This window comes from Paenibacillus piri (assembly GCF_004354045.1).
Lineage (GTDB): Bacteria > Bacillota > Bacilli > Paenibacillales > NBRC-103111 > Paenibacillus_S > Paenibacillus_S piri.
Genome location: NZ_SMRT01000001.1, coordinates 102,949 through 117,847, shown reverse-complemented (window position 1 = coordinate 117,847; position 14,899 = coordinate 102,949). Strand labels below are relative to the sequence as shown.

Sequence of the window (14,899 nt, the reverse complement as noted above, 5' to 3'; positions counted from 1 at the left end):
CACACCTCTTTCGCTAAATTAGGTTCCAAATTGAGCTTCTGCTCCGGTACAGCTGTCCGTTCCTGCAGCGTACACCGATCTCCGGCAGCTATCCGTTTCCGCAGCGTGCCGGCCGGACTGTTAAAGGTCGAAGCTGACATTTTGCAAGCCGTGATAATAATTGCCCCAACGGGCCGCAAACTGCAGCGCGCAGTACTCAGGATCGGTCACGCCCTGCGGATAATACGCTTCCCAGCCTTGACGCCACAGCCGCTGCTTGCACGCCGAATCCGTTACGACCTCGATATCGCCGACAAGCAGCAGGCCGGAAAAGCGCTCATGATCATAAAAATAAACGCAGGCCCGCGGATCGCTCCTGAATTGGGAGACCCGTTTGGAAGACGTATTCGTGCTGAACCAAATGTTATTGATGCCCTCGGCCTCGATTTTGAACATCGCCTTAATATTCGGGTACCCGTCCTGATCATTTGATCCGACCATCGCGATTTCGGAGCGCTCCAGCAGCCCCGCCGATTTTCTCAAAGCTTCCCCCGTACTCATCGGGCGGATTCCGTTCATCGACAGCTTTTGGGCCGATTCGATTCCTTTCTGAATAACGGTTTCATTTTTCATAAAAAATCTCCTGTCATTCGGCTTCGCGCTTCGACAAATTGTTGAAAATCCGTTCGAGATACGCTTCGAATTCATCGATTTCTTCCGGTTGAAAGCCTTCATAGTATAGCTCGGTCATACTTAAGGACACCTGCTCGTAAGCCGCCTTCATCTTTTTGTTCTGCTCGGTAAGCCGAATGAGTACCTTACGCCGGTCGTCATCCGGAAAAATGCGGATCAGATGGCCCGTCTCCTCAAGCTTATCCAACATGCGGGTCAGCGTCGATTTGCCTAAAGCCGTTCGTTTGGCCAGCTCCTGGATCGGAATGTCGTCCTTCTGCCATAGAGCGAACAAAATTCTCCCCTGCGCGGGATTAATATCGGTAATACGATAGTCCTTCAGCTTTTTGGCAAAAATGCGCCCCGACAATTGATGTATTTTCGAAACGAGAAATCCGCCCTGACGCAGCTTGCTCATAGCCTGTCAGCCTCCTTTCCGCCTCCATAGGAAAAATATGTATTTGTATATAGAATAGTTGTATGTCGTACTATTGTCAATTATTGAATCATTCAGCATGGAAAAAACCTGTGCCGCCGCCTGTGTAAAGGCCAATAGTTCGCGAGAATGATGGCATTGGCCGGGACGGCATCGCGCTGTCTCAGTCTGCGGAGCCCGGAGCATGAAGGCGCACTATTTTCATCGGAGGAGCATTAGGCATGTCCGGCCGGTTTGGCTTATACTTAGAACAAGGTTCCCCGAAAGTAACGTAAGCTCTGAAGCCTATTCCGAATACATTTGGAGAGCCCCGGTTATCCGCAAACGAGAAAAAAGGAGGTGCGAGCGATGTGCGGACGCTATACGATTACCGTGACGCTGGAGGAGCTGATGTTCCGCTTTCATCTGGAGCTGCCGACCAGCCGGTACCATATTCCGAGATACAATGTGGCGCCAATGCAGATGGTTATGGCCATTATTCATGACGGGGAACGCAACCGGATCGGAGAGCTGCGCTGGGGGCTCGTTCCTTCGTGGGCGAAGGACGAGAAAATGGCCGCTTCAATGATCAACGCCCGTTCGGAGACGCTGCAGGAGAAGCCGGCATTCAAGAACCTCATTCAACGGAAGCGCTGCCTCATCCCCGCCGACGGGTTTTATGAGTGGAAAAAGGAAGGCGCCGCCAAGCAGCCGATGCGCATCGTCATGAAGGACCGGCGGCTGTTCAGCATGGCCGGTCTGTACGATACATGGCTGAGCGGCGACGGACGGAAGATCAGCACCTGCACGATCATTACAACCGAGCCGAACGAGCTTATGGCGCCGATTCACAACCGGATGCCGGCGATTCTGCGTCCGGAAGACGAGTCGGCATGGCTGGACCGCCATACGCTGGATGCCCAGCAGCTGATGCCGCTGCTCCGGCCATACGATGATGCGGAAATGACCGCCTATCCCGTGCCAAACGCAGTCGGCAATGTGCGGAACGATTCCGCCGATTGCATCGCCGACATCGGTGAGGCTCCGCGCTTATTTTAAAAAGCGGCGAACCGCAGACCGGAGCTACTGAACGGACGAAAACGCCGGACCCATGGGCCGTTCGTGTGAACGTTATGTTTGAACGACCCGCTAGAACGGCAGACGGCCCGGCTTCCGTACCGATTGACGGCGCTTCGCATCAAGCCGGTACAGTACCCAGCCGCTGATCAGGCCGGACAAGCCGGCGATGCCGAACACCGTGTAAAACGACAAGTACTCGACCAGAAAGCTGCCGCCGACGGTAATCGCCGAAGATACGACGAGCGTAAACAAAATATTCACGCTGACGTACATGGGCAGCTTTTCCCTCTGCACATTGTCGATTATGAAGATGCCGCTGCTCAGGTTGTAGCCGCATAAGCCGAGACTGGACAACGCGAACGCGACGTAAACGACCCACAGCTGCGGGATGAGAACGGCCAGCAATCCGGCCAAACAGCCGCACGCGGCGGAAATGACGAGAATCCAGCGATGACCGAGCTTATCCGACAGCAGACCGAACACGACGTTGCCTACAATGTTGATGACGCCCGTGATCGCCGTGAACAACGCAATCTGCGGTCCCGCCGCATGAAAGGAACGGATCGCGTACAAAGCGTAATACGCCAGGCTGACGTGTGAAATCACCATGAAGGAAAAAGCGGCCACAATGCTTCCAAATCGCGGATTGGACGAGAAGACAGCCGGAATCGCTTTGAAATATTGCAAATAGTTAATTTCGAACTTGGTCACCTGGTCCGGCTCCTCGCGCATAAGCGCGAAGACGAGTACATCCAGCAGCAGAAACGCGATTCCGATCGAAAACAAAAGCGTGTAATTATACGGAAAGGCGACATGCTCCAGTACGAACGCAATCCCGTACGCGGAGCCGAGCGCAAGCAAGTTGCCGATGCCGCCGCTGTACCCTTTCAGCCTTCCCCGTTTTTGATCCGACACCATTTTGGCAAACAGGCTCATATAAAAAGGCGAGTACGCCCCGATAAAAAAGCTGAAAACCGCCCAGCCCGCCAAAAATAGCACAACCGCCACCTGCGGATGTGAAACCGCATACAGCGGAATCGTTAAAACGAACAGCAAAAACAGCAGCCGCTGGAGCAGCAGGATGCCGACAAACGGTTTTTGCTTGGACGACAGGTTCATAACCTTCTTGGCAAAAATCGGCTGGGACACAAAAGCGCCGATCGAAACGAGCGAATTCGCAAGGCCGATCTCGAACGTGCTCGCCCCCAAATAGGACAAGTAATACGTAATCACCGCATTGACCGATAAAAAGGTCATCGCGTTCGTGAACAGCACCGCGTCCGAAAACAGCAGCATATAATTTCTTTTCCGATCGTCCACCGTCATGTCCCCTTCTCATGGGATAATTGGGCCTGCCCCGGACCGAAGAAAGCGGTCGATTGCAAGCGATACCGCCTTAAGCAAAAACCTGCCTTATCGCATAGCGGGGGCAGGCTTTTCCATTATAGCAAGCGGACGGCTCGTATGGGAATATGAAAATTATCATCGGGATGATCCTCGCATAAATCCGTCGGCCGGGGCTTCTTCCGCGTGCAGCCGCGCCAGAGCGTATCTGCGAACAGAAGCAGTTAGTAGACGTGCCGAATCGTCGCGTTATCGGGTGACAGCATCGGATGCGTATAACGGCAGTCGATCGCATTCGGGGTTTTCTCCTGCATTCGTCCCACCTGCATTCGTCCCGCGGCATTCGCCCCGCTGTATTCGTCCCGCTGCATTCGTCCCGCTGCATTCGTCCCGCTGCATTCGTCCCGCTGCATTCGTCCCGCGGCATTCGTCCCGCTGCATTCGTCCCGCTGCATTCGTCCCGCTGCATTCGTCCCGCTGCATTCGTCCCGCCCGTCTCACGCGCCTGCCAAGGCGGCACGCCGAAGCGGCGCCGCCCTTCGTGGGCCGCGCCGCCATGCAAGCGTATAAGTGGCTTTCGCCCCCTTGCCTTATGCTGATGGGCAGCAAACCGGCGTCTTATCTCGCCGCCGCTTCGGCATGAAGCGGTGCTTCATCCAAGAAGCGTTCGCAGTCGAGCGCGGCCATACAGCCTGTTCCCGCCGCGCTGATTGCCTGGCGGTACCGGCTGTCTTGAACGTCGCCGCAAGCAAATACGCCGGGAATGTTCATTTCCGTCGTGCCTGGTTTGACAAGCAGGTAACCTTGCTCGTCGGTGGTCAGCTGACCTCCGAGAAATTTGGTGTTCGGCGTGTGGCCGATAGCAATGAACACGCCGTCGGCTTCGATGATCTCCTCGAGGCCGGTCTCGTTGTTTCTCGCCTTCAGGCCGGTAACGCCGCGTTCGCCGGCCATGACCTCAAGCGGTGTCCGATCCAGGCTCCAGCTGATCTTATCGTTGGCGCGGGCGCGGTTTTGCATAATTTTCGAAGCGCGGAGCTCGCTGCGCCGGTTGACCAGCACGACCTCCGAGGCAAAGCGGGTCAAGTAATTGGCCTCTTCCATCGCCGAGTCGCCGCCGCCGACGACAATAATTTTTTTGTTGCGGAAGAAAAATCCGTCGCATGTCGCGCATGTGCTGACACCGCGGCCGACGTTTTCCTTCTCGCCGGGAATCCCCAAATATTTGGCCGAAGCGCCGGTGGAAATAATCACCGATTCCGCCTGAACCTCGCCCATTCCTTCCACCGTCAGCGTAAACGGACGCTGCGAGAAATCGACCTGGTTCACCCAGCCGGATCTGAACTTTGCGCCGAACCGCTCGGCTTGCTTGCGCATATTATCCATCAGCTCCGGACCCATAACCCCTTCGGGAAATCCGGGGAAATTTTCGACCTCCGTTGTCGTCGTAAGCTGGCCGCCCGGTTCCGGCCCTTCAATGACGAGGGGCTCCAAGCCCGCTCTGGCCAAATAAATCGCGGCTGTCAATCCTCCCGGCCCCGTTCCGATAATGACGGTTTTGTGCATCATGGTTCCCTCTTTTCTTTATTATAGTTAGACTAAGTCTAAATCATTTCGTACATGAATCATACCACCCGCCTTCATTTGCATCATGAAGACAGGATGAAGATCGCGTGAAGATTTCATGAAGCCGCGGCATTTCTCCCACGCTGCAAGCCGGATGGGGAAGTCATCAGGCTGCTATCCTGCGGCTGCCGCATCCTAAGAGCGGCGACCTGCCGTCAGCGGTCGGAGCGCCTGCTCCGACTTCCGCTAAAGCCGAAATCCCCGTCGGAAGAGATGCTTTCCTCTCTCCCGACGGGGATTTCACCGCACCGTAAGGTGCCGACGCGTTTAGCCTGCTTGCTCAACATCTCATTCTCGATTACCCGTTCAGTCTGCCTGCTTTAGCGCTTCAATCTCGAGCGAAACCTTCACCTCGTCGGCGATCAGCACGCCGCCGGTTTCCAACGCGGCGTTGTAGGTCAAGCCGAAATCGCTCCGCTTGATCGTTCCTTGTGCGCTGAAGCCGGCTCTCTCATTGCCCCACGGATCTTTGCCAGAGCCTTCGAACGTTACGGAGAACGTTTCGGGACGGGTAACGCCGTGCAGCGTCAGATCGCCGCTCACCTCGTATTCCCCTTCGTCCGTTTTCACGATTCGGTTCGATTTGAACGTCATCTTCGGATACTTCTCCACATCGAAAAAGTCAGCCGTACGCAAATGCGTATCGCGGTCATTGTTGCGTGTATCGATGCTGGCCAACTCAACGGCGAATTGAACGTCGGCCGAGGTCAGATCATTCGGATCCGCTTCAATCTCCGCTTCAAACGTGTGGAACGTGCCTTTTACTTTTGCGATCATCATATGCCGAATTGTAAAGTCAATGCTGCTATGCGTTGCGTCTACCGCCCATTTCGATTTAGCCATTTTGTTATCCTCCCCATAATTAACAAGATTAATTAACTTACTTTATTATATTAACTAACAATAGTTTATTATAAAAACGAATCGTTTGTCAATGAGATTTTTGGATGATTTCACCATATTTTTCATCTTTTTGTTAAAACATGCTCCAGTCCAGCTTGGCTGACAATGTTTCCAGCAAATGCACCCCGGCGACACTGTTCCCTTTGGGATTCAAAGCAGGACCGATGACGCCGATGCCGTACCGGCCGGGCACCATCGTCAATATTCCGCCGGAAACGCCGCTCTTGGCCGGCAAACCGACGTTAATCGCGAATTCGCCCGACGCATTGTACATGCCGCAGGTGACCATAAATGTTTTGGCGATTTGTACGTAACGGCGCGGGATAAGCCGCTTGCCGGTTAAAGGGTCGGCTCCGCCGCAGGCCAGCACCAAAGCCATTCGCGCCAGATCGGAGCAGGTCGCCTTTACCGAGCAGTGGCGAAAGTAGACGTCCAGCACGTCCTCCACATCGTCGGCAATCACGCCGTTCCCTTTTAAATAATAAGCAAGCGAACGATTATGATGCCCTGTCTCCGATTCCGAACGGTAAACATCGATGTCGTAGTCCAATGTGTCGCTGTTCGCCAGCTCGCGGAAAAATCGCAAAATGCGCGCCGATTTTTCATGCGGACTGTCTCCGCCGATCATGGAAGAAACGGCTATCGCTCCGGCATTGATCAAAGGGTTGAACGGAATGCCCGGCTCGACCAATTCCAACTTCAGCATCGAATTAAAATTATCCCCGGTCGGCTCCATGCCCACCTTGGCGAATACATGCGCCTCGCCGTGATCCATCAACGCCAAAATTAACGTAAACACCTTCGATATACTCTGCAGCGTGAAGCCGAAGCCGCAATCGCCCCCCGATACCGAATCGCCCGAGGCGCTCATGATGAAGATGCCCAACGCCTCCCGCGGCGATTTGCTCAGCTCGGGGATATACGACGCCACCTTGCCTTCGGCGGTCAGACGGCGGCTCGCCTCCACCCATTGCGGGAGCAGCCGCTTGATGCGGTCCAGCTCCAGTTCTCCTGTAGACAATGGTTCATTCCTCCCTTCCCCTTATGTCCTCTATTACCCATTACGCCCGCTCATCCGCAACGGCAAGCCGTTCGCGAAACCAGGCAGCCGCTGCCTCCGCCTCCGAGGCTGTCAGCTGGTGGCCGAACCGTTCCCAATGGACCGACACGGATGCCCCGGCCGCGCCGAGCAGCTTGTGCAGCTCCTCGGTTTCATGCGGCGGACAGATCGGATCGTTCGTCCCGGCTCCAATAAATACCGGCAGCCCCGTTAAATCCGGCAGCGTCAAGCCTCTGCGGGGCACCATCGGATGATGGAGGATGGCGCCCTTGAAGACATTCTCATAATGAAACAGCAGGCTTCCCGCAATATTCGCCCCGTTGGAGTACCCGACGGCTACCAGCTTGGCGCGGTCAAACCCGTACTGATCGGCGGCAGACCCAAGAAAGTCGTACAATTCCTTCGTGCGGAAAATCAAATCCTCCTCGTCGAATACGCCTTCCGCCAGCCGCCGGAAGAAGCGCGGCATGCCGTTTTCCAACACGTTGCCCCTTACGCCGAGAACGGACGATCCGGAGGAAATCCGTTTGGCCAGCGGCAGCAGATCGCGCTCCGTCCCTCCGGTCCCATGAAACAGCACGAGCGTCGGCGCTTTCGGATCGGTACCTTGTTCGAATATATGCCTCATGATTGTTTTCCCTCCAGCGCTCTTACCTGAATCGGCAGCAAGCCCGCTTCGATTGCCGCGCGGTTCGGCTCGAACCATTCCGGCAGCATCAGCTTTTCGCCCAACGCATCCGGCGCTTCATCGTGTGCAAACCCTGGAGGATCCGTAGCAATTTCAAATAGTATGCCGCCGCCCTCGCGAAAATATATCGCGTTGAAGTATTGGCGGTCGATGACCGGCGTCGGCTTCAGGCCGTTCCGTTCGACGGCGCTCCGCCATTCCTCATGCTCGGTGAAATCTTTGGCGCGCCATGCGATATGATGAACCGTTCCGGCTCCGCCGTCCCCCCAACCGATCCCGGCGAGCGGAACGTCAATGAGATTGCCGATCTCGCCTTCGGCCCGGTAACGGGCATAACCGACGTCTTCCCCGACTTTGGCCAGGCCGAGCACTTTCTCCAGAACTTGTATCGTTTGCTGCGGATTCACGCTGAACAGAACGGCTCCGCCGAACCCTTTGATCGCCTTGTCGGCCGGAACGCCGCCGAACGACCATTCGCTGCTGCGTCCGGCCTCGCGTTCCACGAGCTCCAGCCGCAAGCCTTCATTGTCGGAAAACTGCAGGTATTGCTCCGAGAAACGGGCCGCTTTCATGACGGAAATACCGAAGCTTCTCAGGCGGTTCTCCCAAAAACCGAGCGAGTCCGGCGGCACGACATACGTTGTCACACCGACTTGACCGCCGCCAATCCGTCCTTTCCGTGAATTCGGCCACGGGAAAAACGTGATGATCGTGCCCGGGCTCCCCGCCTGATCGCCAAAGTAAAGATGGTACACCTCAGGTGCGTCGAAGTTGATCGTTTTTTTCACGAGCCGCAGTCCCAGTACGCCGGCGTAAAAATCGACGTTCTCCTGCGGATTTCGGGCAAAAGCCGTAATATGATGGATGCCTGCTGTTTGCAATGTTGGTAAGCTCATGTTCATCTCTCCTTTAAAATGAATATTTTATTTAAAAATATCTTAAAATTAAGATATATGACAAATTTTTTTACCTCTCCAATGATCGGCAGCGGCCTTTGCTTGCAGGTTCACCACCATCCGCCTACCCTTTCTCGGCCCCTTTCCCAAGCTTCTTTAACAGCTCGGCAGCCTGCCGCTTCTCCTCCGTCGACAAAGCGTCCATAACCGAATGGATGAGGGCGCTATGCTCGGGAAAAATACGGTCGAACAGCTCGTTGCCGGCGGCCGTTATTTCCGCGTATATGACCCTTCGGTCCTCCTCGCACGGCACCCGCTTCAGCAGCCCCTTGTTCTCCAGCTTATCTATATTATATGTTACGCTGCCGCTCGTAACCAAAATCTTTTCGCCGATTTGCTGCAGCGGAATTCTTCCTTTATTATACAGAAGCTCGAGAATTGTAAACTCGGAAGGCGACATGCCGTGCTGCTTCATGTCCTTTACCGCGTGATCCATAATCGTCTTGTACGCCTTGGAAAGCACGACGAACAGCTTTAACGTCACCGCCTGGTCCTGATCTGGTGGATTCGGCATTTCATTTCACCTCCGCTCGATACTTCAAATTTAAATATCTTAAATTTAAGATAATATATTTTCACGCTGCTGTCAATACCTCCGCTTATTTTAAAATCGGCGGCTTCACGAGCAGCTCCTCCAGCACGTCCTGAATGCCGCTGCTGTCCATGGCGGGCAGCAAGTAACGGCGGTTACGATCGGGCGCGGTCGTCCATTTATTTTCCCCGTCGTCCGCGACTTCGATTCGCCCGTTCGGACTCGCCTGCCAATGCCCGGCAAGCCCGCGCACGCCGTACAGCACAGCGGTTAAGTCCCAGCTGCTCCGGCTGCCCCCTTCCCCGACGAACAACCGGTACGCCTCGCGCACCGGGTTATGCGGCGGCGTTTCCCGAAACAAACGGCCGCCGGTCATTATCTCGCTGCCGATCTCGTAGCCGCTGAACATGATCGGCGTCGGCCAATGTCCGGCCACATGCCTGGCGGACACAGCGTCCATCTGGAAGTTCCACTCCGCCCCCGCCGGAAACGCGCCCCCCATGACGACCAGCTCCGCAACTTTGCGCGCTGCCAGCTCGACTCCGCTCAGCGGACTGATTGCGTCCGGCCCGGAATGAAGCAGCCCGCTCAAATTCGGCAGCGGTCCGATCGCAACGATGACGATGCTGCCGTCGGGCTCCGAAGCGAGCAGCTCCCGGAGCAGGGCGACCGCCTCCTCCGGCTGCTTGCCTTCCGCATATGCGTTCGGATACGTTTCGCCAATATGCCGGTCGTACTTTTGATACGGCTGGCCGTCGAGAAAGCCCGGCTCCTGCAGCGTGCCGATCCGGATATCCGGCCTCCCGTAATACCGGTTGATAGCATCGATACAGCCCGCCCCCCATGGGCTTGACGTACAGTGCGTAATGCCCGCAATTTCCGCCTCCCCGCGGTCCGCCAGCGCATGCAGCACCGCGAGCGCCGCGGCATCGTCACAATCCGGCCCCATATCGGTATCCAGTATAATTTTCACAGGTTTGCTCATAAACAGCCTCCTATACGATGGGTTTTGCTGCCATATTATTAATAAGGGCCATTGATGTGCCCGTTGAAGTTGTGCTGTTCCCGATGCACGCCATGGCCGTCCAACCGGCTTACCCTTTCATAGCGCCGCCGACCAGCCCTTTAATGATGTGCTTCTGCATCACGATAAAAAATACAAGTATCGGCAGCAGCACCAAAACGGTTAACGACATAAAGGTCGGCCAATCGACGCTGAACTGCCCCCGGGCCTGGTAAATTTCCAGCACCAGCGTCGCTTTTTTCCGTGAGTTCAGAAATAGCATCGGCGCGAGAAAATCGTTCCAAATCCACATCGTATGATAAATAACCGCAGTCGTCGTAATCGGCTTCAGCAGCGGGACGATGATCCTCCAGAAGATGCCGCCGACCGAGCAGCCGTCAATGATCGCCGCTTCGGACAGCTCCTTCGGAACAGTCCGCATATAACCCATAATAAGAAAGAATGAGAATACCGAGCCTGATGTATAGAATACAACCAGCCCGCTCATCGAATTGACCAAATTCAAATCCCGCATCAATTCAAACAGCGGAATGAGCGTCGCCTGAAACGGGATCAAAAAGCCGCACAGCAAATAGTACATCGCCGCCTTCATCAGTCGGTTCGGATTAAATACGATGGGATAAGCCGCCATGGCGCCGATCAGGACGATCAGCAAAACCGAAGCGGATGTAATAAACAGACTGTTGAAAAAGCTTTGAAACACCGGCGTCTGCGCAAACACCTGCCTGTAATTGTCCAGCGTAAAGGCAGTCGGCAGCGACAGCGGATGCTCGTTCGCATCCATCTGCGTCTTGAACGTGTTGACCGCCATATAGTAGAACGGAAACAGCATGATCAGGCACAGCGGCAGCATCAGCACATCGAGGAGCAGCAGCTTCCTGTTTTTGTTCATTGCAGGTTTTCCTCTCTTTTTTGCATTTTACCGAACTGCACGAAGGTGATAAGCAGAATGCACAGAAAAAAAATGATCGACATCGCCGAAGCTTTCCCGTACTGCAGCTCCGAAACGCCGCGCGTAATAATAACCTGGGTAATCGTATACGTCTCGTAGCCGGGTCCGCCTTTCGTTAAAGCGAACGGAATTTCGAATACTTTCAGGCTTCCGGTAATCAGCAGCATCACGCTGACCGTCATCGCCGGAGCCAGCAGAGGAAGCGTAATGAACCGGACTCTCTGCCATCGGCTCGCCCCGTCGATACTGGCCGCCTCGTAATAATCTTTCGGTATCGATTGCAGGAAGGCGAGATACAAAATCGCGTGCCAGCCCGTACTGGACCATACGTGGACGATCACCGACGAAATTTTCGCCAGCAGCGGGTCGGACAGCCAGGCGACGGGCTTCATATGAAACAATGCGTTCAATATCCGGTTGAGAACTCCGGAAGAAATCGGGGACAATATAAATCCCCATATATACCCGAGCAGCAGGCCGCTTGGGATGGATGGAAAGAAGAATACCGCCCGCTGCATATGCTTCGTATACGAATTCAAATCGAGCGCCAGAGCGAGCGGGATCGCCAGCAGCGTAATAACGGCGACCGAGAATACCGTATAAAACAGCGTAAACAGCAGCGCGGCGACAATGGCGTCGTCACGGAATACAAGCGCGTAGTTGCTGAAGCCGACAAAGGACATTTGCCGGCTCATTCCGTTGAAATTGGTCAGGCTGTACACAAACGTTCTGACCATCGGATAGACTGTGAACAGCGTGTACGCGACAAGCGCGGGAACGAGAAACAGACCGTATCGAGCATGTCTGGACAGCTTCGCGTTGAGCATCATTTTCCTTCCATTTCCTTAAATTTTTTATCGAGCGACTGCGCGGCCTGCTCCGGCGTTATTTTATTCAGCAGCAAATCCTGCAAGGAAATAATATATTGGTTGCGGAGCGCCTCGGTATGCTTTCTCCATTCCGCCATCGGGATGTACGTCCGGTTGTTCAGCAATCCTTTGTAAGCGATTTCAAGCGAAGGATGAACCTTATGCTCGTAGCCTTTGGCCGTAATGATCTGGCCTGTTCCATCATTATACGCCTTCAGACCGTCCGGGCTGGCCAAATAATCGAGAAATTTCAGCGCGGCGTCTTTATTTTTCGTCTTGCTGTTCACGGCGTAGGCAATGCCCGGCGCTCCGAAATAATATTCGCTGCCCGCCTTGAGCCCGGGAACCGCCATCATGCTGTATTTCAGATTCGGATTTTGTTTGTCGATCGCCCCGTTGTTCCAGGGCCCGCCCAATATCATCGCCGTCTTGCCGGCGGAAAACTCGCTAATAATTTGGTCGCCGTTCAGACCGACCATGTCCGACGTAATGTAGCCCGGCTTCACCATGCCCTCGTACCATATTTTAATCGGCTCGGTCCAGCCGTCGGCGTATTTCTTTTTGCCGTCCAGCACCTCTTTGTCAAAATTGGCGTTTTGCGTCAGCGTCTGCGAAGCGAACAGCGAGGTGACCATATTGACCGCCGCATCCTGCGTATTGTTCAGCATCGGCGTGATGCCGGCGGCTTTCAGCTTGGCGGCGGTATCGATAAGCTCCTGCCATGTTTTCGGCTCGCCCGCGATCCCGGCTTTGGCGAACAGATCTTTATTGTAAAAAATACCGCCGACCCACGAAGACTGGGATAAAGCGTATACCTTATCGTCCTTCGCATAAGCCCGTTTATTGTTGTCCGCGATGCCCTTCATGAACGGCTCGTTCGTCAGCTCCAGGACATAGCCGCCGTCGATCAAATCGCGGTTTTCCAGTGCCATAACGAACAGATCGGGACCGGCGTTGGTCAGCAGCAGCGTTTTCAGCTTTTCAACGTAATCCTTGACAGGCGGCGCATACTGGAAGTCGAACGTAATATTCGGGTATTTTTGCTGGAAACCGTCGACGACCGGCTTCATCTTCGATTCGTTTTCCCATGACAAAATGCTGAGCGTCACTTTATCCCCCGCTTTCGGCGCACTGCCTCCCTGCTCCCCGGATGTGCTGCAGCCGACCGCAGACGCCGCCAACAGGCTTGCCGCTATTGGCAAAGACAAAAGCTTTTTCATTCTTTTTACCCCTTCCTATATGTGAAAGTGCTTACAAGAATGATTGTACGGAATGCGAATCCGGAATCCCATTGATATTATTGATTAGTTGTTGAAGATTGTTGCGCATGGCTGCGCTTGTAGTCCGTCGGACTGAGACCGTAATATTTTTTAAAGACGTTGCTGAAATGGCTCTCATCCGGGTATCCGACCGTCAGCGCGATATGGGCGACTTTGTGAGGGGTATACAGCAGCAGCTCGGACGCTTTCTCCATGCGCACGCGGGTTACGTATGACCAGTAGCTGACGCCGAACTCGCGTTTGAACAGCCGGCACAGCTGGTATTTATTCAATATGAACTTAGCGGCCATCGTATCCAGCGATAAATCGCCGCTAAAGCTTGTATCGACATATTGTTTAATGCGGTGAATCGTCGCTTCCGCGGAAAAAGCCGGCTGCACCCTGCCGCGGACGATCTCCTGCAGATGCCGCACAAAATGCGACTGCAGCCCGTGCAGCGTCGGCTGCGGCTCCAGCTTATCGCAGGGCGGCTTGCCGCCGGCATTGGCGTGCTGATCCTTTAACATCATAAATAAAATATGATGGCAGATCGCATACACGGCTGCGGGCGCGACCCGCTTGCGGCGGAAGCCGGCGAACATGGCGTCGACGGCCCGTTCCAGCGCGGGCGCCGAATAGTCGAGCTCCAGCTTGCCGGTCAAGCCCCGCGCCAGTTCATCCCGCTCCTGCCCGCCGATCGCCCCGGTCAGCGGCGTTTCGGCATACTCGTACGCGCCGATGCCGTCGTAGAAGCCCGCTTCAGCCGCGGCTTCGCACTGCTGCAAGCCCGTTAATAACAGCTCCGCCTGCCGCTGGACACGGCTGATGCCTATGATCAGACCATCCCGCGCCATGCTCCGGCAAGCGCGGAGCGTATCCCCCGGGTCGTCCGTGCCGGGTATGCCTTGAATGATATAGGCGTCGGTCCGGTTGAGCCGCACGACGAATTGATTCGGCATGGCCGGAAGAGGCATCCCTGCGGCATCGCCGACGCCGTCCCCTTCCCTGTCTGCCGCAGTCACAAACAGGCATACGTACGCGCCGATGCCGGACGCCCGGAAGCCGCCGTTGATCGCCTGCAAGGCGGCTTCATCGACCGCCTTGAGTCGGCATACTCCGGCGATCGCGCTTTCCAGCCGATCGGCCGCTTCCCGCCGCACCTCGCCGCCCAGCGCCCCGACCGACTCGATGACCGCCGCAGTATCAATCGGCTTCAGCAAATAATGCCGGACGCCGAATTTCATCGCGTCGCGGGCATATTCGAACTCGTCGTGGGCGCTCAGTATGATCGTCTTCGGCTTGCGCGGCAGCGGCTCCAGCTGACGCAGAACGCCGATGCCGTCCAAAATCGGCATTCTTAAATCGAGAATGAGCAGCTCCGGCTCCAGCTCCCGTATCCGCTCGACCGCCTCTTGTCCGTGAAAGGCATGATGCACTTCGGAAATGCCAAGCGATGTCCAATCGATCATTTTGTCCAAAAATCGATGGGTGGACGGTTGATCGTCGGCAATCATCAGCTTCATATAGTCCCGCCCCCTCT

Annotated in this window: 16 protein-coding genes; 1 reads left to right on the top strand and 15 read right to left on the bottom strand. The window is 55.2% G+C overall.

Annotated features, from left to right (window positions below; genetic code table 11):
* Positions 1-120 precede the first annotated feature (120 nt).
* Both E1757_RS00500 and E1757_RS00495 read right to left on the bottom strand, forming a co-directional pair.
* Positions 121-612: a pyridoxamine 5'-phosphate oxidase family protein gene (locus tag E1757_RS00500; protein ID WP_246078954.1), complete on the bottom strand. Its 492-nt coding sequence runs from the start codon at positions 610-612 to the stop codon at positions 121-123.
* Positions 613-625: 13 nt separating this feature from the next.
* Positions 626-1,069, bottom strand: coding sequence for a MarR family winged helix-turn-helix transcriptional regulator (locus tag E1757_RS00495; RefSeq protein WP_133224854.1), 444 nt, complete (start codon positions 1,067-1,069; stop codon positions 626-628).
* A gap of 366 nt (positions 1,070-1,435) precedes the next feature.
* Between E1757_RS00495 and E1757_RS00490 the strand changes: the two genes are divergently transcribed.
* Positions 1,436-2,125, top strand: a complete 690-nt coding sequence (locus E1757_RS00490; protein WP_133224853.1) for an SOS response-associated peptidase — start codon at positions 1,436-1,438, stop codon at positions 2,123-2,125.
* 90 nt (positions 2,126-2,215) lie between these two features.
* Here E1757_RS00490 and E1757_RS00485 read toward each other — a convergent pair whose 3' ends face one another.
* From E1757_RS00485 to E1757_RS00425, 13 genes are all read right to left on the bottom strand, one after another.
* Positions 2,216-3,466, bottom strand: a complete 1,251-nt coding sequence (locus E1757_RS00485) for an MFS transporter (protein WP_165971891.1) — start codon at positions 3,464-3,466, stop codon at positions 2,216-2,218.
* Between the two features lie 248 nt (positions 3,467-3,714).
* Complete coding sequence (locus E1757_RS00480; RefSeq protein ID WP_133224851.1) at positions 3,715-3,945, bottom strand: hypothetical protein; 231 nt, start codon at positions 3,943-3,945, stop codon at positions 3,715-3,717.
* Between the two features lie 163 nt (positions 3,946-4,108).
* Positions 4,109-5,056 (bottom strand): thioredoxin-disulfide reductase, encoded by a 948-nt coding sequence (gene trxB / locus E1757_RS00475; protein ID WP_133225641.1) that lies wholly within the window; start codon positions 5,054-5,056, stop codon positions 4,109-4,111.
* A 366-nt stretch (positions 5,057-5,422) separates the two neighbouring features.
* Entirely contained in the window at positions 5,423-5,959 is a 537-nt protein-coding gene (locus E1757_RS00470; protein WP_133224850.1) for a YceI family protein, read from the bottom strand.
* A gap of 133 nt (positions 5,960-6,092) precedes the next feature.
* A complete protein-coding gene (gene glsA / locus E1757_RS00465) occupies positions 6,093-7,040 on the bottom strand; it encodes a glutaminase A (RefSeq protein ID WP_133224849.1) in 948 nt (315 codons plus the stop codon).
* A gap of 40 nt (positions 7,041-7,080) precedes the next feature.
* Positions 7,081-7,707, bottom strand: coding sequence for an alpha/beta hydrolase (locus E1757_RS00460; protein WP_133224848.1), 627 nt, complete (start codon positions 7,705-7,707; stop codon positions 7,081-7,083).
* Positions 7,704-8,663: a ring-cleaving dioxygenase gene (locus tag E1757_RS00455; protein ID WP_133224847.1), complete on the bottom strand. Its 960-nt coding sequence runs from the start codon at positions 8,661-8,663 to the stop codon at positions 7,704-7,706. The genes E1757_RS00460 and E1757_RS00455 overlap by 4 nt, the downstream gene beginning before the upstream one ends.
* Before the next feature lie 124 nt (positions 8,664-8,787).
* Positions 8,788-9,237, bottom strand: a complete 450-nt coding sequence (locus E1757_RS00450; RefSeq protein WP_133224846.1) for a MarR family winged helix-turn-helix transcriptional regulator — start codon at positions 9,235-9,237, stop codon at positions 8,788-8,790.
* Positions 9,238-9,322: 85 nt separating this feature from the next.
* Positions 9,323-10,240, bottom strand: a complete 918-nt coding sequence (locus tag E1757_RS00445) for a nucleoside hydrolase (protein ID WP_133224845.1) — start codon at positions 10,238-10,240, stop codon at positions 9,323-9,325.
* 109 nt (positions 10,241-10,349) lie between these two features.
* The gene (locus tag E1757_RS00440; RefSeq protein WP_133224844.1) at positions 10,350-11,171 is read right to left on the bottom strand and encodes a carbohydrate ABC transporter permease; all 822 of its coding nucleotides are present in this window, start codon (positions 11,169-11,171) and stop codon (positions 10,350-10,352) included.
* Positions 11,168-12,061, bottom strand: a complete 894-nt coding sequence (locus E1757_RS00435) for a carbohydrate ABC transporter permease (RefSeq protein ID WP_246078953.1) — start codon at positions 12,059-12,061, stop codon at positions 11,168-11,170. The genes E1757_RS00440 and E1757_RS00435 overlap by 4 nt, the downstream gene beginning before the upstream one ends.
* A complete protein-coding gene (locus E1757_RS00430; protein ID WP_133224843.1) occupies positions 12,058-13,320 on the bottom strand; it encodes an ABC transporter substrate-binding protein in 1,263 nt (420 codons plus the stop codon). Before E1757_RS00430 ends, E1757_RS00435 begins: the two co-directional genes overlap by 4 nt.
* A 77-nt stretch (positions 13,321-13,397) precedes the next feature.
* Positions 13,398-14,882, bottom strand: coding sequence for a helix-turn-helix domain-containing protein (locus E1757_RS00425; RefSeq protein WP_165971890.1), 1,485 nt, complete (start codon positions 14,880-14,882; stop codon positions 13,398-13,400).
* Between the last annotated feature and the right edge of the window lie 17 nt (positions 14,883-14,899).